The sequence below is a fragment of the Streptomyces sp. NPDC046866 genome (genome assembly GCF_040704625.1).
Taxonomy (GTDB): Bacteria; Actinomycetota; Actinomycetes; order Streptomycetales; family Streptomycetaceae; genus Streptomyces.
Genome location: NZ_JBEYXN010000010.1, coordinates 1 through 20,600, shown reverse-complemented (window position 1 = coordinate 20,600; position 20,600 = coordinate 1). Strand labels below are relative to the sequence as shown.

16 protein-coding genes and 1 pseudogene are annotated in these 20,600 nt (G+C 75.1%); 6 read left to right on the top strand and 11 right to left on the bottom strand.

Going from position 1 to position 20,600, the window contains the following annotated elements:
- Nucleotides 1–219 precede the first annotated feature (219 nt).
- Entirely contained in the window at nucleotides 220–1,809 is a 1,590-nt protein-coding gene (locus tag AB0953_RS16995) for an acyl-CoA synthetase (protein WP_366860256.1), read from the bottom strand.
- A gap of 14 nt (nucleotides 1,810–1,823) precedes the next feature.
- Nucleotides 1,824–2,930 carry a nitronate monooxygenase gene (locus AB0953_RS16990; protein WP_366860255.1) on the bottom strand — a complete coding sequence of 369 codons (1,107 nt, stop codon included), beginning with the start codon at nucleotides 2,928–2,930 and terminating at the stop codon, nucleotides 1,824–1,826.
- 144 nt (nucleotides 2,931–3,074) lie between these two features.
- On the opposite strand from AB0953_RS16990, the gene AB0953_RS16985 reads away from it, so the two are divergent.
- On the top strand, nucleotides 3,075–5,012 hold the full coding sequence (locus tag AB0953_RS16985; RefSeq protein WP_366860254.1) for a serine hydrolase: 1,938 nt from the start codon (nucleotides 3,075–3,077) through the stop codon (nucleotides 5,010–5,012).
- A gap of 64 nt (nucleotides 5,013–5,076) precedes the next feature.
- The gene (locus tag AB0953_RS16980) at nucleotides 5,077–5,829 is read left to right on the top strand and encodes an ASCH domain-containing protein (RefSeq protein ID WP_366860253.1); all 753 of its coding nucleotides are present in this window, start codon (nucleotides 5,077–5,079) and stop codon (nucleotides 5,827–5,829) included.
- Between the two features lie 114 nt (nucleotides 5,830–5,943).
- Here AB0953_RS16980 and AB0953_RS16975 read toward each other — a convergent pair whose 3' ends face one another.
- Nucleotides 5,944–7,335 (bottom strand): PLP-dependent aminotransferase family protein, encoded by a 1,392-nt coding sequence (locus AB0953_RS16975; RefSeq protein WP_366860252.1) that lies wholly within the window; start codon nucleotides 7,333–7,335, stop codon nucleotides 5,944–5,946.
- A 130-nt stretch (nucleotides 7,336–7,465) separates the two neighbouring features.
- Between AB0953_RS16975 and AB0953_RS16970 the strand changes: the two genes are divergently transcribed.
- Nucleotides 7,466–8,101 carry a hypothetical protein gene (locus tag AB0953_RS16970; RefSeq protein ID WP_366860251.1) on the top strand — a complete coding sequence of 212 codons (636 nt, stop codon included), beginning with the start codon at nucleotides 7,466–7,468 and terminating at the stop codon, nucleotides 8,099–8,101.
- 23 nt (nucleotides 8,102–8,124) lie between these two features.
- On the opposite strand, the gene AB0953_RS16965 is transcribed toward AB0953_RS16970, so the two are convergent.
- The 3 genes and pseudogenes from AB0953_RS16965 to AB0953_RS16955 form a co-directional block, all read right to left on the bottom strand.
- Nucleotides 8,125–9,105: a nitroreductase/quinone reductase family protein gene (locus tag AB0953_RS16965; RefSeq protein ID WP_366860250.1), complete on the bottom strand. Its 981-nt coding sequence runs from the start codon at nucleotides 9,103–9,105 to the stop codon at nucleotides 8,125–8,127.
- Nucleotides 9,106–9,390: 285 nt separating this feature from the next.
- Nucleotides 9,391–9,768 carry a VOC family protein gene (locus AB0953_RS16960; RefSeq protein WP_366860434.1) on the bottom strand — a complete coding sequence of 126 codons (378 nt, stop codon included), beginning with the start codon at nucleotides 9,766–9,768 and terminating at the stop codon, nucleotides 9,391–9,393.
- 93 nt (nucleotides 9,769–9,861) lie between these two features.
- Nucleotides 9,862–10,488: pseudogene (locus AB0953_RS16955) on the bottom strand (TetR/AcrR family transcriptional regulator); the annotation flags it as partial.
- A gap of 83 nt (nucleotides 10,489–10,571) precedes the next feature.
- Between AB0953_RS16955 and AB0953_RS16950 the strand changes: the two are divergent.
- Together AB0953_RS16950 and AB0953_RS16945 are read left to right on the top strand one after the other, a co-directional pair.
- A complete protein-coding gene (locus AB0953_RS16950) occupies nucleotides 10,572–11,750 on the top strand; it encodes an FAD-dependent monooxygenase (RefSeq protein ID WP_366860249.1) in 1,179 nt (392 codons plus the stop codon).
- A 78-nt stretch (nucleotides 11,751–11,828) separates the two neighbouring features.
- The gene (locus tag AB0953_RS16945; RefSeq protein WP_366860248.1) at nucleotides 11,829–12,314 is read left to right on the top strand and encodes a nitroreductase family deazaflavin-dependent oxidoreductase; all 486 of its coding nucleotides are present in this window, start codon (nucleotides 11,829–11,831) and stop codon (nucleotides 12,312–12,314) included.
- Nucleotides 12,315–12,338: 24 nt separating this feature from the next.
- On the opposite strand, the gene AB0953_RS16940 is transcribed toward AB0953_RS16945, so the two are convergent.
- The 3 genes from AB0953_RS16940 to AB0953_RS16930 are packed head-to-tail and all read right to left on the bottom strand — an operon-like array spanning nucleotide 12,339 to nucleotide 17,074.
- The gene (locus AB0953_RS16940) at nucleotides 12,339–14,027 is read right to left on the bottom strand and encodes an NAD(P)-binding protein (protein ID WP_366860247.1); all 1,689 of its coding nucleotides are present in this window, start codon (nucleotides 14,025–14,027) and stop codon (nucleotides 12,339–12,341) included.
- Nucleotides 14,024–16,159: a serine/threonine-protein kinase gene (locus AB0953_RS16935; protein ID WP_366860246.1), complete on the bottom strand. Its 2,136-nt coding sequence runs from the start codon at nucleotides 16,157–16,159 to the stop codon at nucleotides 14,024–14,026. The genes AB0953_RS16940 and AB0953_RS16935 overlap by 4 nt, the downstream gene beginning before the upstream one ends.
- A gap of 33 nt (nucleotides 16,160–16,192) precedes the next feature.
- Nucleotides 16,193–17,074, bottom strand: a complete 882-nt coding sequence (locus tag AB0953_RS16930) for an oxygenase MpaB family protein (RefSeq protein ID WP_366860245.1) — start codon at nucleotides 17,072–17,074, stop codon at nucleotides 16,193–16,195.
- 425 nt (nucleotides 17,075–17,499) lie between these two features.
- Here AB0953_RS16930 and AB0953_RS16925 point away from each other — a divergent pair, with 425 nt between their 5' ends.
- A complete protein-coding gene (locus tag AB0953_RS16925; RefSeq protein WP_366860244.1) occupies nucleotides 17,500–19,314 on the top strand; it encodes a GAF domain-containing protein in 1,815 nt (604 codons plus the stop codon).
- Here the strand turns inward: AB0953_RS16925 and AB0953_RS16920 are convergent, their stop codons facing one another.
- Together AB0953_RS16920 and AB0953_RS16915 are read right to left on the bottom strand one after the other, a co-directional pair.
- Nucleotides 19,315–19,743, bottom strand: a complete 429-nt coding sequence (locus AB0953_RS16920) for a pyridoxamine 5'-phosphate oxidase family protein (RefSeq protein WP_366860243.1) — start codon at nucleotides 19,741–19,743, stop codon at nucleotides 19,315–19,317.
- Nucleotides 19,744–19,793: 50 nt separating this feature from the next.
- Nucleotides 19,794–20,117 carry an STAS domain-containing protein gene (locus tag AB0953_RS16915; RefSeq protein WP_366860242.1) on the bottom strand — a complete coding sequence of 108 codons (324 nt, stop codon included), beginning with the start codon at nucleotides 20,115–20,117 and terminating at the stop codon, nucleotides 19,794–19,796.
- Nucleotides 20,118–20,600: the final 483 nt, after the last annotated feature.

Sequence of the window (20,600 nt, the reverse complement as noted above, 5' to 3'; positions counted from 1 at the left end):
GCACCCGGGCACAGGCACGGCCGGGGAGTAGCCCGGCCGGACCGCAAGGTTGCGCCGGCCAGCGTAGGGCCGCGGGAACGGGCGGCGCCCGGCCGGTCGGACGAGGTCAGGCGGGCCCCGCGAGCCGCCTCGCAGCCCGGCCTCGCACCGCCTCGCAGCCCGGCCTCGTAAGGCCTCGCAGCCCGCCTTCGTACGGCCTCGCCGCCCGGTCGCGTACGGTCAGACCGCCCGGTCGCGGCCCTCCCAGTACGGGTCGCGCAGCCGGCGCTTGTAGAGCTTGCCGTTGGGGTCGCGGGGCATGGCCGCGATGAAGTCGACCGTCCTGGGGCGCTTGTAGCCGGCCAGCCGGTGCTCGCAGTGGGCCAGGATCGCGGCGGCCAGCTCCTCCCCCGGCTCGTACCCGTCGGCCGGCTCGACGACCGCCTTGACCTCCTCGCCCCAGTCCGGGTGCGGGATGCCGAAGACGGCCGCGTCGGCGACCGCCGGGTGCATCAGCAGGGCGGACTCGATCTCGGCGGGGTAGATGTTCACCCCGCCGGAGATGATCATGTCTATCTTGCGGTCGCGGAGGAAGAGGTAGCCGTCCTCGTCGAGCAGCCCGAGGTCCCCGACGGTGAAGAAGTCGCCGATGCGGTTCCTGCGCGTCTTGCCCTCGTCCTTGTGGTAGCTGAAGCCGCCGGTGCTCATCTTCATGTAGACGGTGCCCAGTTCACCCGGCGGCAGTCGGTTGCCGTCGTCGTCGAAGACGGCGAGTTCGCTGATCGGCCAGGCCTTGCCCACCGTTCCCGGCTTCTTCAGCCAGTCCTCGGCGGTGGCGAACGCGCCGCCGCCCTCGCTGGCCGCGTAGTACTCCTCCACGCAGTGGCCCCACCACTCGATCATCGCCCGCTTGACGTGGTCGGGGCAGGGCGCGGCCCCGTGGATGGCATGCCGCAGGGAGCTGACGTCGTACGCCGACCTCACCTCCTGCGGGAGGGCCAGCAGGCGGTGGAACTGGGTGGGGACCATGTGGGTGTGCGTGCAGCGGCGGGTGTCGATCAGGCGGAGCATCTCCTCCGGCGTCCACTTGTCCATCAGGACCAGCGGATGGCCGATGTGCAGGGAGGCCCCGGCGAACTGGAGCACGGCCGTGTGGTAGAGCGGCGAGCAGACCAGGTGGACGTTGCCGTCGAAGGGGCGGATGCCGAAGATGCCGAGGAAGCCGCCGAGGTACGTCTCCTCGGGGAGCTTGCCGGGCAGGGGGCGGCGGATGCCGCGCGGGCGGCCGGTGGTGCCGGAGGTGTAGTTCATGACCCATCCGAGGGTGCGGTCCTCGGGGGGCGCGTCGGGCCGGCCGTCGAGGAGCTCGGCGTACGGGCGGAAGCCGGGGACGGCTCCGACGGCGTAGCGGTGGCTCGCGGGCAGGCCCGACTCCTCGGCCGCGGCGGTGGCTGCGTCGGCGAAGCGCTCGTGGGCGATGAGGACCTTGGCGCCGGAGTCGGAGACGATCCAGGCGATCTCGGGGCCGACGAGGTGGTGGTTGACCGGGACGAGGTAGAAGCCGGCCTGGGAGGCGGCCAGGTAGGCGGTGAGGAACTCGACGCCGTTGGGCAGGACGACGGCGAAGACGTCGCCGCGTTCGAGCCCGGCGGCGCGCAGGCCGTGGACCAGGCGGTTGGCGTCGGCGTGCAGCCGTCCGGCGGTCCACTCCTCGCCCTGCGGGGTGACGAGGACGGTGCGCCCGGGGTCGGCGGCGGCCTGGGCCCAGAAGCCGTTCGGGAGCTCGGCCGCCGCGGTGGCGGCGTCGGTGTCGGTGTGGGTGTCGGTCATGCGGCTCACGCCTCTCACGCTCGGCCGGCGATACGGGTGATGCGGTCGACGGCCCGCTCGAAGCCGCGGGTGAGGTCGTCGAAGACGGCCCGGACGCTGCGCTCGGTGGTCATGCGGCCGACGATCTGGCCGACGGGGGTGCCGAGCAGCGGCTGGACCTCGTACTTCTGGATCCGCGAGACGGCCTCGGCGACCAGCAGGCCCTGTAGCGGCATGGGCAGGGCGCCGGGGCCGTCCGGGTCGTCCCAGGCGTCGGTCCAGGCGGTGCGCAGCTGGCGGGCGGGCTTGCCGGTGAGGGCGCGGGAGCGGACCGTGTCGCCGGACCCGGCGGCCAGGAGTTTCTCGGTGAGGGCTCGGGAGTGCAGGTCGGCCTCGGTGGTGGTCAGCCAGAGGGAGCCGAGCCAGACGCCCTGGGCGCCGAGGGCCAGGCCGGCGGCGATCTGCTCGCCGCTGCCGATGCCGCCGGCGGCGAGGACGGGCAGCGGGGCGACGGCGTCGACGATCTCGGGGACGAGGACCATGGTGGCGATCTCCCCGGTGTGGCCGCCGGCCTCGTAGCCCTGGGCCACGACGATGTCGATGCCCGCCTCGGCGTGGCGGCGGGCGTGCTTGGCGCTGCCGGCGAGGGCGGCGACGCGGACGCCGTGGTCGTGGGCGCGGGCGATGACGTCGGCGGGCGGGGAACCGAGGGCGTTGGCGAGGAGTTTGACGGGGTAGTCGAAGGCGACGTCGAGCTGGCTGCGGGCGACCTGCTCCATCCAGCCGGTGATCCGCCAGCCGGAGGCCTCGCCCTCGGCCAGCTCGGGGACGTGGTGCTTGGCGAGGGTGTCGCGGACGAAGTCCCGGTGGCCGGGCGGGATCATCGCCTCGATGTCGGCTTCGCCGATGCCGTCGACGGCCTTCTTGGCGGGCATGACCACGTCGAGGCCGTAGGGCTTGCCGTCGGTGTGCGCCTGCATCCAGTCGAGGTCGCGGCGGAGGTCGTCGGGGGCGGTGTAGCGGACGGCGCCGAGCACGCCGAACCCGCCGGCCCGGGTGATGGCCGCGGCGACGGCCGGGAACGGGGTGAAGCCGAAGATGGCGTGCTCGACTCCCAGTCTGTTGCTCAGCTCCGTCTGCATGGGCGGCAGGATGCCGCAGGGCGGCGGCCGACGGAAGAGGTTTTCTGATGCTGCGTCAGATTCTTTCGGGCTCGGTCGGTGCGGCCCGGGGGGCCCGGGCGGGCAGATACTTCGAGAGGCCGCTCGGGCAGACAGGAGGCCGCCATGGACCACGGCACGGGGGACCCCGGCACGACCCACGCCCACACACCGCCACCCGCCCGACCCGCGCCCCCGCCGGCCGGATCCGCGCCGGCCGGGGCGGCGCCGGGCGGGCCCGCGCCCGGCGCCGCGGGGGCGGAACCGGTCCGGTCCCGCGGCGGAAGCGGTCTCAGCCGGCGGTGCCTCGGGGGCCGTCTGCTGGCCCTCGGCGGGGTGCTGCTGCTGCACGGGGCGCCGGCGTGGGCGGCGGGGGCCGCGGGGAACCCCGCCGAGCGGCGGGCCCTTCAGGGACTCCGGCTGCGCTACGGCTCCGCACGCCAGGCCGGACTGCTCGAACGGCAGCTGGAGCAGGTGGTGGAGGAGGCCCGACGCTTCCTCGGCCCCTCCCCCCTGCACCCCTACTACGCCGGGGCCGTGGTCCTGGCGGGCCGCGGCCGCACCGTCGCCCTGCACCGGGCGATGGGCGACGCGGTCCGGTACCGGGATTACGACGGGCGGACCGACCGGGCCGTCGAGTTCCCGCCGGCGGAGCGCATCGCGATGGCCGAGGACACCGTCTTCGACCTGGCATCTCTGACGAAGCTGTTCACCTCGCTGCTCGCCGTGCAGCTGATCGAGCGCGGGCAGCTGGAGCTGGAGGCACCGGTGGACCGGTACCTGCCCGAGTTCACCGGCGGCGGCAAGGAGCGGATCACCGTACGGCAGCTGCTGACGCACACCTCGGGCCTGCGCTCCTGGGCGCCGTTCTACCGCGAGTCCACCCGGGCGGGGCAATTGAGGCTGCTGTGGTCCGTGGTTCCGCAGGAACCGCCGGGGACGGTGTACCGCTACTCGGACCTGAACCTGATCACGCTGCACCTGCTCCTGGAACGGATCACCGGTCACCCTTTGGATGTCCTGCTCCAGGACGAGATCACTGCTCCGCTCGGGATGCACCGCACGCGGTACAACCCACCGCTCTCCTGGCGCCGGGTGACCGCCGCCACCGAAGTGCAGCGCCCGCCGTGGTCCGGCCTGGACCGGGGCCTGGTCTGGGGCGAGGTCCACGACGAGAACGCGTACGCCCTCGGCGGCGTCGCCGGCCACGCGGGCATCTTCGGCACCGCCTGGGACCTGGCCGTCCTCGCCCGCACCCTCCTCGACGGCGGCGTCTACGCCGGCAAGCGCATCCTGCGCCCCGCCTCCGTCGAGCTGCTCTTCACCGACTTCAACACCGCCTTCCCCGGCGACGACCACGGCCTGGGCTTCGAGCTCTACCAGCACTGGTACATGGGCGCCATGGCCACCCCGCACTCCGCCGGCCACACCGGGTTCACCGGCACCTCGCTCGTCCTGGACCCCTCCACCGACTCCTTCCTGATCCTGCTGGGCAACTCGGTCCACCCGGTCCGCACCTGGCGGGCCGGCAGTGCCCCCCGGGTCGCGGTCGGCAACCGCTTCGCCCGCGCCGTCCCCGTCCGCACCCGGCACGGCGGCGCCGCCTGGTTCTCCGGCATGGACACCGCCGGCTCCGGCACCCTGGCCCTGCCGCCCCTCACCCCGGCCACGTCCGCCGCCCGGCTGCGGTGCGCGGTGTGGTGGGACACGGTGCCCGGCGAGGGCGCGTTCCACCTGGAGGCCTCGGCCGACGGGACCGCCTGGGAGCCGCTGCCGTTCAGCACGGTCCGCACGACGGGCGGCTCTGCCGAACAGTGGCCCGAGGGCACGGCCGGCGGCTGGTCGGGCCGCATCTGGCACCGCCTCGAAGCCCCCCTCACCGCCTGGGCGGGCCGCCCGGTGCACCTCCGCTTCCGCCACACGGCCACCGGCCGCTACGTCGGCCGCGGCGTGTACGTGGACGTCATCCGCGTGACGGAGCCGGGCCGCATCCTCTTCGCGGAAGACCGCCCCGCAGACGCCGCCACCCTCAACCCCACCGGCTGGACCCGCTCTTGCGACTAGTGCGGTGAGCGCGAAGGTTCACCTGGGCGCACTGCTTGATCCGTGGATGAGTAGTGTCTGTGGAATGGACACCACGATGCATCTGCCGACGGAAGAAGACCTGGAGCTGGTCGAGTTCGCCCAGCGCGTTGTCGAGGCCAACGGGGACGGTGAGGTGCACACCGTCGGTGCAGCCGTGCGCGACGCCCAGGGCCGGATGTTCGGCGGCATCAACCTGTATCACTTCACGGGCGGACCGTGCGCGGAGTTGGTGGCGCTCGGGCATGCGCGTGCTGCGGGAGCACGTGAGCTGACGGCGATCGTCGCCGTCGGTGACACGGGGCGCGGCGTGCTCGCGCCGTGTGGCCGGGACCGGCAGGTCCTGCTGGACTACCACCCGGGCATCCGCGTCCTCGTGCCGGCAGCCGGCGGCATCCGCAGTGTCGCGATCACCGACCTCCTGCCTCATGCCTATGTCTGGGGGGAGCAGTCCGCAGCGTCCGACGGAGCGCCGGGCTCGGCCGCGACGCAGGACCTGCACTTCCACCGCGCCTATCTCGATGCGGTACGTACCGGGCGGAAGACGAGCACGGTGCGGTTCCGCGATCCGGTGGAGACGGGCCCGGTCAACATGGTGTTCGAGTTGGATGACGAGGTGGTGCTGCCCGGTGTGGTCACTCGGATCACTCCCAAGAGCGTGGCCGAGTTGACCGAGGACGACGCCGTCGCCGACGGGTTCCGCGATCTCGCCGAGCTGCACGACAGGCTGCGCTTCCACTACCCCGACATCAAGCCCACCGATGCCGTCACCGTCGTTCACTTCCGTCTGGCGCCTTGACCGTATCCGCCGCCATCGAGCCGACGAGGCGACCGGGTGCGGCCGGCCGGCGGCCGCTGAACGCCGGTCGGGCCGGCCGACTGGGTCCACCCGACGGGTCGGGGCCGGGGGTGGTCAGGCGAGGGGGGCGGGGGTGTGGGTGCCGGTGGCGCCCCGGGTGAGGGCGGCTTCGGCCCGGGCCAGTCTGCGGACCGCCAGGGCCAGTCGGTCCGGAGGGAGCGCGTACGGCAGGCGGACGTTGCGCTCGAACGCGCCGCCGATGCCGAAGCGGGGCCCGGCCGCGATCGTCACCCCGTGGTCGGGGGCGATGGCTGCCAGCCGGGAGGCGACGGGCTCGGGGAACGTCGCCCACAGCGTCATGCCGCCGGACGGCTGTGGTGCCCGGACGTGGGGCAGGTGGGCGGCGAGTGCCTGCCCCAGTGCGTCGCGCTGTTCCCGCAGCCGGCACAGTGCCTCCGGCCGCCGGGTCCGGTCTTCGTTCAACAGGACTGCGGTGGCGAGCTGTTCGACCACGGGGGTGCCGAGGTCGGTGGCGGGGCGGGCCTGTACCACTCGTTCCAGGAGGGAGGGGGCGGCGCGGATCCAGCCGATGCGCAGACCGCCCCAGATGCTCTTGGAGACCGAGCCGATGCTGATGGCGGTGGGCATGTGGACCGCGAAGGGCTCTTGGGCCGCTCCGTCCAGCACCAGATCGGCCATGGTCTCGTCGACGACCGTCGGGCAGGCCAGCCCGAGACGGCGGCGCATGCCCGTCGGCATGCTCATCCCGGTCGGGTTGTGGAAGTCCGGTATCAGGTAGGCGAGGTGCGCCGTGCTCGCTGCGGCGCACAGCTGCGCGCCGTCCCAGCCGGAAGGGGTCACGGCGACGGGCAGGAGCCGGGCGCGCACGTCCAGGAAGGTCTTGATGGCGTGCGGGTAGGTCGGATGGTCGATGACGACCTTGTCGCGCGGCGACAGCATGGTCCGCGCCAACAGGGCCAGGGCGTGCTGGGCGCCGTTGGTGATCATGATGTGGCCGGGCGGGGTGGGCAGTCCTCGGCGCCCGTACCAGCGGGCGACCGCCTCGCGCAGCTCCCCGGTGCCGTAGCGGTCGTAGCCGTGCCGCTCGAAGTGCCGCGGCAGCTGTTCGAGAGCGCTCGCGAACGCGGCGTGGAGGATTTCCACCGGGGCCTGCGGCGCCGCCAGGGACAGGTCGAGGGTCTGCGCGCGTGCGCCGGCCCGCCGTTCGGGCCGTGGACCACCGGGCAGGCGTACGGTCGCCCGGGCGCGCGAGCGGGTCGTGAGGTACCCGTGCTCGACCAGGGTGCGGTACGCGGTGCCGACCGTGGTGCGGCTGGTGCCGAGCGCGGCGGCCAGATCCCGTTCGCCCGGCAGGGCCGCTCCCAGGCAGAGGCGTCCGTCCAGGACGAGCAGCCGGAGCCGGTCGGAGAGGCGCCGGTGCGCCGGACCGGGCCCTTCCTGCCAGCGCCCCACCATGCCGGCCACCGTGTGCGAACTGATCTTCACCGGGCCAGCGTAGCCAATCTGGCCATGGAATCCCGGTCCAGACGGTCCGCAGAGTGGCTCCATGGCACCTCTTGCTCCCCTTGGGCGCTTCCGCGCCCCCACTCGTCCCGACCGGCCCGTGCTCCTGCGCATGAGCGCCCTCGACCAGGTCCGGGCGGGCCGCAGGGTCCGCCGGACCCTCCAGCTCCTGGTCGGTCTGGCGGGGTACGGGGCCGCCGTGATGGTGCTCGTCCGGTCCGGGCTCGGAGCAGCGAGCTGGAACGTGCTCACGGAGGGCGCCGCCGGCGCGCTGGGCATCTCGTTCGGCTGGGCGACGAACCTGATCTCCGTCCTCGTTCTCCTCGCATGGCTCCCGCTGCGGGAGCTGCCCGGGCCGGGCACCGTCCTCAACGTCGCCGTCGTCGGATTCGCCGCGGATGCCACCGCGGCCGTGCTGCCCGACCCGCAGGGGACGCCCGCCCGGGTCGGCTACCTCGTCCTCGGCCTGGTCGCGTTGGCGTTCTTCGATGCGCTCTACCTGGGAGCGCAGTTCGGATCGGGCCCCCGGGACGGCATCATGACGGGACTCGTGCGGATCACCAGCCTCCCCGTCGCCGCCGTGCGGATCGGGATCGACGTCACGGTCGCCGGCGCCGGCTGGCTCCTGGGGGGAACCGTCGGGGCGGGGACCGTGCTCGTCGCCTTGTGCCTCGGGCCCCTCGTCGGGTTCTTCCTGCCGCTGGCAGCGGTTCGCCTGCCCGCCCCTCGGGGCGGGCAGGCGGCCTGACGGGGACGGTGCGCCCCGTGCGCTCAGCGGCCGGGGCCCGGCTCCGCCGGCGGCCGGCCCGGCGGGAAGGGGATCCGGGCCAGGAGCGGCAGGAGTTGCTCCTCCTCGTGGTCGAGGTGGGCGGTGAGTTCCTCGGACATCCGCGCCAACTCCGCCCCGAACCGGTCGGGATCGGCGTCGGCGATGTCGGCGAGCAGCGCGCTCAGCTCCTGCTGGAGGCGTGCGATCGTCCGGTGCTCGGCGGCGAGCCGCCGGAAGGTGTCCTCCAGCTCGGGGTGTGCGGCCCGGAGGGCCGGGAAGACGTGCGCGTCCTCCCCGGTGTGGTGGAACTCCAGCGCCTGGCAGAAGGCCAGGCAGTGCTGCCGTATCTGCAGGCCGAGGCCGGGTGCGGGCGCCGGTCCGCCGGTGTCGCGGTGCGCGGCCCGCGCCGCGAAGTGCGCCTCGACCTCGGCGCGTACGTGGCGCAGTTGGGCGCGCAGCCAGACGTGCACCTCGAGGAGCTTGTCGGCGAGGCTGCTGACCTCGGCCGGCCCCTCCCCCGCCGCCGGGTCGTGGCGCTCGAGGACGACCACCGGGAGGGTCCGCGCCGTTGCCGCCTGGTACGTCGCGTACCCGGGCGCGGCGGCGACGGCGTACGCGAACAGCCTGTCGCGGCGCTCGCCTTCGGCGGGGACGGCGATGGCCTGGAACGTCTCCTTCCCGGTCTCGACGCCCACGACGGGGTGGGCGAGCAGGTTGTGGTACCAGGCGGGGTGGCGGGGCGCGCCGAGGTTGGAGCCGATGACCAGCAGTCCGTCCTCGTGCGGCAGGTAGCCGAGCGGAGTGGTGTGCGCGGCACCGGACTTGGCACCGGTGGTGGTGAGCAGCAGCAGGTCGCTGCCCTCGAAGGGGCCGCCGACCTTGCCGCCGTTGGCGCGGAACTCGTCGATGACCCATTGGTTGAAGGGCGTGGGCGTGGACGCCTGCGCGGATGCGGGCGCGGATGCGGGCGTGGGTGTGGTCATGGGAAGTCTGGTCTCCCTGGAGCGCGGTGCAAGGGGTGAAGGCGTGAAGGGGCGCGCCGGGCGGTACGGATGCGCCGACGGCGGGGCGGCGCAGGGGGCGCGAGGGCGCCGGTGCGTCGCCGGAGGGTCAGGCGTTGCCCGTGAGGAAAGGACTCATTCGTCGTCCCTGGTGAAGGGTGGTCGCCCGATCGCCGGCCGGCCCAGATCTCTTTGGCCGGCGCCACGCGCCACACCAGGCATTAAACGATCACCCGTGCGCGCTGTCAACGCGCCGCGGTACCGCGGTCAGTGGCGGACCAGGCAGAACGGGTGGCCCGCCGGGTCGGCGTAGACCCGCCAGTCCCCGGTGTCGGGACGGGCGTCGAGGAGGGTGGCGCCGCGGGCCAGTGCCCGCTCGTGGGCGCGGTCGAGGTCCGGGACGCCGAAGTCGAGGTGGAACTGCTGCGGGCGGTCGGGGTCCGGCCACTGCGGCGGCCGGTGGTCCGCCACCCGCTGGAAGGCCAGGACGGGGCCGGACGGCGTGTGCAGCGTCGCCCACTCCTCGTCGACGGACCACCGCGGGTCGGGGCGGTTCACGGTGCCGCCCACCACGGATCGGTAGAACGCGGCGAGGAGCAGCGGGTCGGGGCAGTCCAGGACCACGCACTGGAGCTCGGCGGCCAAGGGCGCGGCGTCCGGTTCCGCGGGGTCGGCCGGGGCGGACGCTCCGTCCGGCCCCGCGGCTTCCGCCGGGGCCAGGGCCGCGTTGAGCATCCGGCGTGCCGCGGCGGCCAGTTCGGCGCGGTCCGGGACCGGGCGGGAGCGGGCGAGGGCGCCGACCAGCCGGTCGTAGAGGAGTCCGTCGGTCCAGGCGACCAGCAGTTCGGCGGCCTCCCGGGGCCGTTGCGCGCCCAGCGCGGCGAGGATGCCGGCGGCCCGGTCACGGGCGGCCCGGCCCGCGCGGCGGAACTCCGGCTCCAGCTCCGGGTTCCGCGAGGCCTCCAGGCTGAGTTCGAAGCGGGCCAGCTGCCGGGCCCGCCCGCCGGTCAGCCACCGGTGCAGCAGGGCGGCCAGGGCGGCCGCGACCGCGTCCCGGTCGGCGGCTGCGGGGCGGTCGTCGCCCTCGTAGTCCGCCAGGTCCAGCTCGGCGAGCCGCTGGTAGCAGGCCCCGATCAGGGCGGTCCTCGTGCGGAAGTAGTACGAGGTGCTGCCGGCCGGGAGCTGCGCCGCGCCGTCGACGGCCCGGTGGGTGAGCCCGCGCAGTCCGGCGGTGGCGACCAGGTCGATCGCGGTGTCGGCGATCAGCGTCCTGCGGTCGGTGGGCCCCCCTCCCCCGGTGCGTGCGGTGCGCGGTTCTTCTGCTTCGCCGGGGCGGCCGGCTCCGGGGGTGGCAGGGCTGGACATGCCTCCACTCTACAGCTGTAGAGTGAGGTACGACCCTCTACGGATGTAGAGGGTCGTGGGCGAGCGAACGAACGGAGTGGGTCATGTCCCAGCGTCATGCGGTCGTGGCGGGTGCGGGAATCGGTGGGCTCACCGCGGCGGTGGCCCTGCACCGCCGCGGCTGGCGGGTCACCGTGTGCGAGCGGACCGCGGGGCCGTCCGCCGCCGGCGCGGGGATCGTCCTCGCCCCCAACGCCCTGCGCGCCTTCGACGCGATCGGCTTCGACCCCGGGCGCGTCGCGGGCCGCGCCGTCCCCGCCGCCATGGGGCTGCGCCGGCCCGGCGGCCGCTGGCTCAGCCGCGCCGACACCGCCGCCCTGACCGCCCGCTACGGCCGGCCACCGCTCGCCGTCCACCGCGCCGCCCTCGCCGCCGGCCTGGCCGCCGAGCTGCCCGCGGGCACGATCCGGTACGGGGTCGCGGTCACCGCCGTCGACCGCGCCGACACCGCACCCGTGGTCCGCACCGCGGGCGGGGACCTCACCGCCGACGTGGTGCTCGCCGCCGACGGCATCAACAGCCCGATCCGCCGCGGCCACTTCCCCGGCCACCCCGGCCTGCGCCACAGCGGGGAGACCGCCTGGCGCACGGTGCTGCCGGCCGAGGTCCTGTCCGGCGTCCTCGCCGCGCCGCCGGAGGCCGCCGAGACCTGGGGCCGCGGCGAGCGCTTCGGCATCGTGCCGCTCGGCGACGGCAGCGTGTACCTGTACGCCACCGCCGTGGTCCCGCAGGGCCACCGCCCGCCCGACGTGCGGGCCGAACTGCTGCGCCGCTACGGCACCTGGCACGACCCCGTCCCCGCGCTCGTCGAGCTGATCGACCCGGCGGCCGTCCTGCGGCACGACCTGTTCGACCTGGCCGCCCCGCTCCCCCGCCACCACCGCGGCAGGCTCGCCTGGCTCGGCGACGCCGCCCACGCCATGACGCCCAACCTCGGGCAGGGCGGCTGCCAGGCCGTCGAGGACGCCGTGGTCCTCGCTCACCTGCTGGACGGGGCCGACGTACCCGCAGCCCTGGCCGCCTACAGCGCCGCCCGCTGCGCCCGTACGGACGCCATCCGGGTCCGGGCGTACCGCGCCGGACGGGTGGCCGCCCTCTCCCATCCCCTCGCGGTGGCCCTGCGCGACCTCGCGATCCGGGCCACCCCGGCGCGCGCCGCGCACCGCGCCCTGGACGACCTGTTCAACGGATTCACCCTTCCGGGCGAGCCGGTCCCGGCATAAAGCGCCCCGCGCCGCGGTTGACGCCCATCGGCATCCGGTTCGTCGACCGTTCGACCCCCGCAGCGCAAGGAGGCCCGCATGACCACCGCCGAGAACGCAGACGGCGCAGACGGCGCAGACACCGCCGGCATCGACTGGGACAACCCCAGGGACCCGAAGCCGGGCTGGCAGCTCGACCACCTCCGGCAGTACGTCGACTCGGGCGGCACCGAGGGGCTCACCTGGCAGGGCGCCCGGGTGCTGCTGCTCACCACCCTCGGCCGGGTCTCCGGCACCCCCGTGCGGACCCCGCTGTTCTACGGCGAGGCCGACGGCCGCTACCTGCTGGTGGCCTCCAAGGGCGGTGCGGACGAACACCCGCTGTGGTACCGGAACCTGACGGCCCATCCGGAGGTGCGCATCCAGGTCGGCCCGAGGATCATGCAGGCCACCGCCCGTACGGCGACGGCCGAGGAGCGCGCCGCGTACTGGCCCGTCATGGTGGGGCACTGGCCCGCGTACGACGAGTACCAGAGCAAGACCGACCGCGAGATCCCGCTCGTGGTGATCGAACCCGCCGGATAGCGCCGGGCCGGCGGCGCGGGGCCCTCAGCGGCCCAGCGCCGCCATCGCCGCGTTGTGGCCGGGGATGCCGCTGACGCCGCCCCCGCGCACCGCGCCCGCCCCGCACAGCAGGATGTTGGGGTACGCGGTCTCCACGCCCCACCGGCCGGGAACGCCGTCCCCGCCCCCGGCCCCGTCCGCGTACGGCCAGGACAGGTCGCGGTGGAAGATGTGCCCGCCGGGCAGGCGCAGTTCGCGTTCCAGGTCCAGCGGGGTCTTGGCCTCGATGCAGGGCCGCCCGTCCGCGTCGAAGGCCAGGCAGTCGGTGAGGGGTTCGGCGAGGTGGGCGTCGAGCTGGGCGAGGGTGGCGGTCAGCAGCACCTCGCGCGCGCCCTGGTTGTCCTTCTCGAACAGGCGCGCCGGCGTGTGCAGTCCGAACAGGGTGAGCGTCTGGTAGCCCTGCTCGACCAGCTCCGGCCCGAGGATCGAGGGGTCCGTCAGCGAGTGGCAGTAGATCTCCGAGGGCGGTACGGAGGGCAGTTCGCCGGCGGCGGCCTCGGCGTGGGCCCGCGCGAGCTCCGCGTACCCCTCGGCGATGTGGAAGGTGCCGCCGAACGCCTCCCGCGGGTCCACCGAGGTGTCCCGCAGCCGGGGCAGCCGCCGCAGCAGCATGTTCACCTTGAGCTGCGCCCCCTCGGGGGCGGGCAGCGCCGGCTCCTCGCCGAGCAGCTCGGCCAGTGCCCGCGGGGAGGCGCCGACGAGCACGTTCCGGCCGACGACCCGCCCTTCGCCGGCCGCCGTACGGTAGGCCACCTCGGCGGGGGCGCCGCTGCCGTCGGTGTCGATCCGCAGCACCTCGTGCCCGGTGGCGATGTGCGCGCCGGCCGCCCGCGCCGCCTCGGCCAGCGCCCCGGTGAGCGCGCCCATGCCGCCGACGGGGACGTCCCAGTCGCCCGTGCCGCCGCCGATGACGTGGTAGAGGAAGCAGCGGTTCTGCACCAGCGACGGGTCGTGCGCGTCGGCGAACGTGCCGATCAGGCCGTCGGTGAGGACCACGCCCCGGACCAGGTCGTCGTCGAAGTGCTCCTCGATCGCCCGCCCGACGGGCTCCTCGAACAGCATCCGCCAGGCCGCCTCGTCGTCGATGCGCGAGCGCAGCTCCGCCCGCGTCGGCAGCGGCTCGGTGAGGGTGGGGAAGACCTTGCCGGCGAGCCGCCCGGTCCTGCCGTAGAAGGCCCGCCAGCTGTCGTACTCGCGCTGCGAGCCGGTGAGCCGGGCGAAGGACTCCCGGGTGCGGGCCTCGTCGCCGCCGACGAGGAGCCCGCCGGGGCGGCCGCCGCGCTCGACGGGCGTGTACGAGGAGACGGCGCGCTTGCGGACGGCGAAGCGCAGGCCCAGGTCGCGCACGATCTTGGCGGGGAGGAGGGAGACGAGGTAGGAGTAGCGCGAGAGCCGGGCCTCGACGCCGGCGAAGGGGCGGGTGGAGACCGCGGCCCCGCCGGTGGTGGCGAGGCGTTCCAGGAGCAGGACCGAGCGGCCCGCCCGGGCCAGGTACGCGGCGGCGACCAGGCCGTTGTGCCCGCCGCCCACGATCACCGCGTCGTACACGTCGCGGTGCGGGGGCCGGTCCGCGCGCCGGTGCGCGCCCCGCCCCGTACCGCGCTCTCCGCGTTCGCCGTCCGGTGCCGTGTCCCGCTCTGTGTCCCGCTGCGCGTCCCGCCCGAAGCTGGTCATGGCTCTTGGTAGCACACCTGGCCGAGCCGCTCCAGACAGTACGCCTCGTCGGCGTGGGCCGCGACCGTGTCGGGATGCTCGTCGCCGAGGGAGCGCTCGCGGATTCCGGCGAGCTCCCGGTAGACCGGCAGGGCCTCGTCCCAGCGGCCCAGCCGGCCGAGCCCGACGGCGACTTCGCGGCGGCTGACCAGGGTGTCGGGATGTTCGGCCCCGAGGGCCGCGGCGCGGGCGGCGGCGACCTGCCGGGCCTCGGCGACCGCCTCCTCCCAGCGGTCGAGGCGGCCGAGGTTGACGCCGAGGACGTGCCGGGCGCGCAGCGTCTCGGGGTCGGCGGCCCCGTACGCCCGGGTGCGGTCGCGGACCAGGCCCCGGAACAGGTCCAGGGCCTGGGAGGCACGGCCGCTGCGGCCGAGCGCGATGCCCACCTCGTAGCGGGCGGCGAGGGTGTCGGGATGGTCGCGGCCGAGGACGCGTTCCCGTACGGCGGCGACCTCGCGGAAGCCCTCGAGGGCCTCCTCCCAGCGTTCGAGGCGTCCCAGCGCGTACGCCGCCTCGTAGCGGGTCAGCAGCGTGTCCGGGTGCTCGGCGCCCAGGACGACCGCCCGGTCCGCGGCGGTCTCGGCGGCGGCGTGGTGGGCCTCGGCGTGCCGCCCCAGCGCTCCGAGGGCGCAGGCCAGGTTGTGACGGCAGTGCAGGGTGTCGCGGTGGAGCGGGCCCATGCTGCGCTCGCGGCCGACGAGCACCGCGCGGTACAGGTCGTAGGCCTCCTGGTGGCGGCCGAGCCGGCCCAGTTCGTACGCCGCCTCCTGACGGGCGGCGAGGGTGTCGGGGTGGTCGGCGCCGAGGAGGCGGGTGCGTCCGTGGGCGACGGCCTCGTAGGTGGCCAGCGCCTCCTCGGGGCGGCCGGCCCGGCTGAGCGCGAAGGCCCGGGCGTGGCCGGCGGCGAGCGCGGCGGCGGAGCCGGTGTCGGAGTCGAAGCCGGCGGCACCGAGCGCGTCGAGCCCCGTGCCGATGCCCATGCCGGTGCCGGGGCCGGGTCCGGAGCCGTGGAAGCCGCTGGCGTACGGCACCCCGTACGGGGCGGTGAGCCGCGGGTCCTCCGACGCGGCGGGGCGCAGGATCCGCTGGCCGCCGCTCGTCCAGGAGCCGGTGAGCACGGCCCATTCGCCGCTCGCGGGGCGGGCCTCGATGCCCGCCTTGCGGCCGGCGGTCATGCCCCGGGCCCACGCGGGCAGCGGGGCCGGGACGCCGCCCGCCGCGGTGTGGCCGACGGCAACGCGGGCCTCGACGAGCCGGCGGTGCAGGTCGCGGGCGTCGCCCGGGCGGTCCTCGGGACGCTTGGCCAGCAGGTCCAGGATCAGCTGCTCGATGTACTCGGGCAGCTCGGGGCGGTGCCGGCGCGGCGGCACGGGCGTGTTGTCGCGGTGTCCGACCAGCACGGACCAGGAGTCGCCGAGGTCGAAGGGCGGGGCGCCGGTGGCGATCTCGTACAGGACGCAGCCGAGGGAGTAGAGGTCGCTGCGGTGGTCGAGCTCGCCGCCGGCGATCTGCTCGGGCGACATGTAGTGGGGGGTGCCCATGGCCATGCCGCCGCCGGTGAGCTTGGCGGTGAAGCCGATGTCGTGGGCGAGGCGGGCGATGCCGAAGTCGCATATCTTCACCGTGCCGTCGGTGAGCCGCATGATGTTGGCGGGCTTGAGGTCGCGGTGGACGACGCCCTGGTCGTGGGTGTAGCCGAGGGCCGCGGCGAGCTGCTCGGCGATGTCGACGACCACGTCGACGGGGAGCGGGCGGGCCTGGTTCTGCTCCATCAGCTGGCTCAGGTTGCGGCCGTCGAGCAGCTCCATCACCAGGTACAGGGGGCCGCCGGAGGCGCTGTCGTCGCCGAAGTCGTGGACGACGGTGACCCCGCGGTGCTGGAGGGAGGCGGCGACGCGGGCCTCGCGGCGGAAGCGCTCGCGCAGGACCTGGGTGAAGTGGTTGTCCTGCTCGGATCCGAGCGGTTTGAGGCATTTGACGGCAACGTGCCGCCCGAGGGATTCGTCCCGGGCACGCCACACCTCGCCCATGCCGCCGCGCCCGATCAGATCGAGCGACCGGTACCGGCCCTGGATCAGTCTGGACTCCGCCATGTCTTGAAGCCGCCCCCGTTGTCGTGCTACGTCCTACGCCCTCCCCGGCCGGTCCAGTATGGCCGCTGATGTACGCAGTGTGTACGCGGAGGGGCGGCTCCCGGGGCCCATGCGCTGCATCGCTTTCAAGATGTGACCTGGCGGCAGCTGCCAGCGCAGACCTGCGGGAATGCTGCGCAGCAGGGTACCGGTGAGGCGCAGGTGCCGGGTGACGGTGCGCGGGGGCGGTGCGGGCCTGCCGTACAGACGGTGCGCGTACGCGGGCAGGGATCCGTAGGCGAGCGCGGCAACCGGCCGCCACAGCACATTTCGGCCAGGTACGAGGACGGCGGGGACCGGCGGGCGGCGCAGGAACGCGTCCACGGCGCGGGCGTCGGGGCCCCCGGCGAGCTCGGGCCTGACCTTCTCGAAGTAGGCGGCGAGCGCGGCGGTGTCGGCGGGCACGTCGGCCGGGTCGAGGCCGACGAGGCGGGCGCTGACGCGGTTCTCGTCGACGTAGCGGTCGGCCTGGGCGGGGGTGAGGGGGACGCCGGAGCGGAGCAGTACGTGCAGGAAGCTGTCGATCTGGGCGCAGTGCACCCACAGCAGCAGCTCGGGGTCGTCGACCGGGAACCGCTCGCCGGTGCCGGGGTCGGTGGCGGACAGGGACCGGTGGATCCTGCGGACGCGGGCGCCGGCGCGTTCCGCGGCGTCGGTGGTGCCGTAGGTGGCGGTGCCCACGAAGTCGGCGGTGCGCAGCAGCCGGCCCCAGGCGTCCCTGCGGAAGTCGGAGTTCTCCAGGACGGCGCGGACGGCCCGCGGGTGCAGGGCCTGGAGGTAGAGCGCGCGGACGCCGGCGATCCACATGACGGGGTCGCCGTGGCACTGCCAGGTGACGGATGCGGGCCCGTAGAGCCCCGGGTCGCCTCCGCTCATGCCCTGCCTCCCTCATGGCCGCGCCGTGCCCGGCGGCGCGGGCGGGTACGGGTGCTGCGGGTGGTCCGGTTTCGAGCGTGCCACCGCAGGGGCGCCGCGCGCCACGGGGCGTACGCGGAAACGGCGCGCAGGGCGGAGGGCCGAGGCTCGGCGCGGAGCCGGAGCCGGCGCGGAGGCGGAAGGGCGGGAGGAGCCCGCCCGCTTCTCGCGGAACCCGATTGTGCGGTGCACGGCACGGGGGCCGCTTCTCCGCATCCTCGAAAGGGGCTCCTTCCGCACTTTCATGGAAGCACTCCCGGCCGCCGGCCGCCAGAGCCGGAGGAGTTCCGCCTTCCGCATCGTCGCGCTGCCGATAGTCTTTGCCACCGTTCGAGGGCAAGGAGAGCGGGTTGATGGTGGGGGATGCGTTGTCCAGGATGCCGAGGATGCGTCTGGACGAGTTACTCGACGAGCTGCAGGCACGGATCGACGCCGCCCGCGGCACCCGCGACCGGGTCCACAGCCTCCTGGAGGCCGTGGTGTCCGTGGGCCGGGAGCTGGAGCTCTCCCAGGTGCTGCGCCGCATCGTGGAGGCCGGCGCCCTGCTCGTCGACGCCGAGTACGCGGCCCTCGGCGTCATCGGCCCGGACGGCAGGACGCTCTCGCAGTTCCTGACGGTCGGCCTCACCGACGGCGAGATCGCCCGGATCGGCTCGCTGCCGTCCGGCCACGGCCTGCTCGGCGAGGTGATCCGCAACCCGGAGCCGCTGCGCCTGGCCGACCTGGGGGCGCACCCCTCCTCGCACGGCTTCCCCGCCCACCACCCGCCGATGCGGACCTTCCTCGGCGTGCCCATACGGGTGCGGGAGGAGGTGTTCGGCAACCTCTACCTCACCGACAAGCGGGGCGGGCGGGAGTTCGACACCGAGGACGAGTCCGTCATCACGACGCTGTCGGTGGCCGCCGGCGTCGCCATCGACAACGCCCGCCTGTACGAGGGCTCCCAGCGCCAGCAGCACTGGCTGCGGGCCAACGCGGAGGTCACCCGGAGCCTGCTGTCGGGAAGTTCGCGCACCGAGGTGCTCCAGCTGATCGCGCGCCGGGCCCGGGACATCACCGGCGCCCGGGCGGCCGAGATCGCCACGGCGCTGCCCGGAGCCGACGGCCTGCTGGTCGAGGTGGCCACGGGCGCGGACGCCGCAGTCCGGCAGGGGCTGGTCCTGCCCCTCGAGGGCAGCATGGTGGGCGCCGCGCACACCGGGGGCGCACCCGTGGCGAGTTCGCATGCGGCCACGGACCGGCGGTTCCCGGCCGGCGCCCCGCTGCCCGGCGCCGGCGGGCCGGCGGTGGCGGTGCCCCTGGGCACGGGCCGCGGTGCGGACGCCCGCGGCGTGCTCCTGCTGGCCCGGGCCGCCGGCGATCCCGTCTTCAGCGAGGGCGAGCTCGAACCGCTGCTGGCGTTCGCCGGGCAGGCGGCCCTCGCCCTGGAGTTGGCGGACCGGCGGCGGGACGCCGAGCAGATCGCGCTGCTGGAGGAGCGCGACCGGATCGCCCGCGACCTCCACGACCTGGCGATCCAGCGGCTGTTCGCGACCGGCATGACCCTGCAGAGCGCCGCCCGGCTGGTGGAGCACGAGGGTGCGGCGCAGCGCATCGGCCGGGCCGTCGACGACCTCGACGAAACCATCAAGATCATCCGGTCGACCATCTTCGGGCTGCGCACCAAGGACCGGGACGCCGGCACGGGGCTGCGCGCCCGCACGGCGCGCGCGGTCGGCGAGGCCGCCGCCCTGCTCGGGCACCCGCCGCGGCTGAGCATGGAAGGCCTGCTCGACACCGATGTGCCGGCGGACGTCGCCGACCACGCCGTGGCGGTGCTCGGGGAGTTGCTCAGCAACGCCGCCCGGCACTCCCGCGCCACCCGGGTCGGGGTCTCGTTGAAGGCCACCGGGGGCGAGCTCGTCCTCACCGTGTCGGACAACGGCGTCGGCATCCCCGCCCGGGGCCGGCGCAGCGGTCTGGCGAACCTCGCCGAGCGCGCCCGCCGCGTCGGCGGCACCTTCCTGGCCGAGACCCCGGCCGAAGGCGGCAGCCGGCTCACCTGGCGGGCCCCGCTGCACGCGGACGGCCTGCCCCCGGACGGCCCGGACGCCGGTGCCCCTCCACAGCCCGACCCGCGCCCCGACGCCGGGCCGGATCCCGACCCCCGGCCCGGCCCGGACGCGCTGGAGCCCGAACCGGCCCCGGCCCCGCGCCGCTGATCAGCCGGCCCGGACGTCCGCGGCCGGGTCGCGCTCCAGCCGGAAGCCGGTGACCAGGTCCGGCCGGATCCGTACGACGCGGGTGGGCTCCGGCCCCTGCACCCACGGCCGCAGCCGCCGGGCGTACCGGGCGGCGAGCACCGGGTCGGCCACCTCGACGGCGAAGCCGGTGATGACCACGCTCCACCCGAGCCGGGTCCGCGGGTCGAGATCGTCCGTCTCGTACGCGACGACGGCCCCGGACGCCTCGGACGGGGCCGCCAACGCCGCCGGCGCCCCGCCGTCATGCACCCGCAGGACGATCTCCCCGCCGTCCAGCAGGTGGCTGACGGGGCGAACGGCCGGCAGTGCGTGCCGGGTGAACACGACCCGGCCCAGCGGCACCGTCCCGAGCAGCCGCAGCGCCTCCTCGCGTTCCAGCGGCCGCATGAGGCGGCCACCCGAGACGCCCGCAGCGCGCTGCGGCCCGCGCACCGGGCTCACGACCGGTCGCAGTGCAGGACCCGGTCCGCGCCCACCACCCGCAGCGACTTGGCCAGCAGCGGCGGCACGTCCTGGAGCACGAGCTGCGCCCCGGCGCGCGCACAGCGCCGGTGCAGGCGTAGCAGCATCTCGATGCCCGAGCTGTCGCAGAAGGCCAGCCCGGACAGGTCGAGGACCACGTCCCCGCCGCCGTCGGCGACCCGGGTGAGTCTCGGCTCGACGGCCGCGGCCGTGTGCACGTCCAACTCGCCGACCACCGCGACGCCCGCACCCCACTCCTCCCGTACGACCGTCCGGAGCGCGATCAGCGTCCTGCCCATCCGTCTTCTCCCCTCGTCCGCCTCGTTCGCCTCACCCGCCTACCCGGCCACCCCACCACGCACGCGGTTCTCCGCGGTAGGTCCGCACGCCCCGTTTCGGGGGCCGAAGGTCCCGAGGCCGCGGAGCCGTTCCCCTCCCCGCTGTACCGGATATGCGGCTCCGCCGCGTGACGGGACTCCGCCCCGGACCCCGAGCGAGCTGAATTCCGCCCCGCCGGCGTTTGAGGCGCGGGGGCCGGGGCGGAGCCCCGAATCTTTGACGGTTCGGGGCGGAGCCCGGGTTTCGGGAAGGGGCGGGGAGGGGACGGGCTCGCGCAGCGGCAGCGGCAGCACGGCACCCCCGGCCCACGCGGCGGCGGGCTGCTGCGGGGGTCCCGAGGCTGCCCTTCCCCCTCCCACGGCGGCGCGGAAGCGGCGGAGGGACCGGTGAGCTCCGGCTCGCCGACCTGTGCGGCCCCGGGCTCCGGCCCGGCCTGCGCCCGC

Excerpts from the sequence above, each read along its gene's own strand:
- AB0953_RS16995 (WP_366860256.1), bottom strand. The coding sequence starts at position 1,809 with ATGACCGACACCCACACCGACACCGACGCCGCCACCGCGGCGGCCGAG.
- AB0953_RS16990 (WP_366860255.1), bottom strand. The coding sequence starts at position 2,930 with ATGCAGACGGAGCTGAGCAACAGACTGGGAGTCGAGCACGCCATCTTC.
- AB0953_RS16985 (WP_366860254.1), top strand. The coding sequence starts at position 3,075 with ATGGACCACGGCACGGGGGACCCCGGCACGACCCACGCCCACACACCG.
- AB0953_RS16980 (WP_366860253.1), top strand. The coding sequence starts at position 5,077 with ATGGACACCACGATGCATCTGCCGACGGAAGAAGACCTGGAGCTGGTC.
- AB0953_RS16970 (WP_366860251.1), top strand. The coding sequence starts at position 7,466 with ATGAGCGCCCTCGACCAGGTCCGGGCGGGCCGCAGGGTCCGCCGGACC.
- AB0953_RS16965 (WP_366860250.1), bottom strand. The coding sequence starts at position 9,105 with ATGACCACACCCACGCCCGCATCCGCGCCCGCATCCGCGCAGGCGTCC.
- AB0953_RS16950 (WP_366860249.1), top strand. The coding sequence starts at position 10,572 with ATGTCCCAGCGTCATGCGGTCGTGGCGGGTGCGGGAATCGGTGGGCTC.
- AB0953_RS16945 (WP_366860248.1), top strand. The coding sequence starts at position 11,829 with ATGACCACCGCCGAGAACGCAGACGGCGCAGACGGCGCAGACACCGCC.
- AB0953_RS16940 (WP_366860247.1), bottom strand. The coding sequence starts at position 14,027 with ATGACCAGCTTCGGGCGGGACGCGCAGCGGGACACAGAGCGGGACACG.
- AB0953_RS16935 (WP_366860246.1), bottom strand. The coding sequence starts at position 16,159 with ATGGCGGAGTCCAGACTGATCCAGGGCCGGTACCGGTCGCTCGATCTG.
- AB0953_RS16930 (WP_366860245.1), bottom strand. The coding sequence starts at position 17,074 with ATGAGCGGAGGCGACCCGGGGCTCTACGGGCCCGCATCCGTCACCTGG.
- AB0953_RS16925 (WP_366860244.1), top strand. The coding sequence starts at position 17,500 with ATGCGTCTGGACGAGTTACTCGACGAGCTGCAGGCACGGATCGACGCC.
- AB0953_RS16920 (WP_366860243.1), bottom strand. The coding sequence starts at position 19,743 with ATGCGGCCGCTGGAACGCGAGGAGGCGCTGCGGCTGCTCGGGACGGTG.
- AB0953_RS16915 (WP_366860242.1), bottom strand. The coding sequence starts at position 20,117 with ATGGGCAGGACGCTGATCGCGCTCCGGACGGTCGTACGGGAGGAGTGG.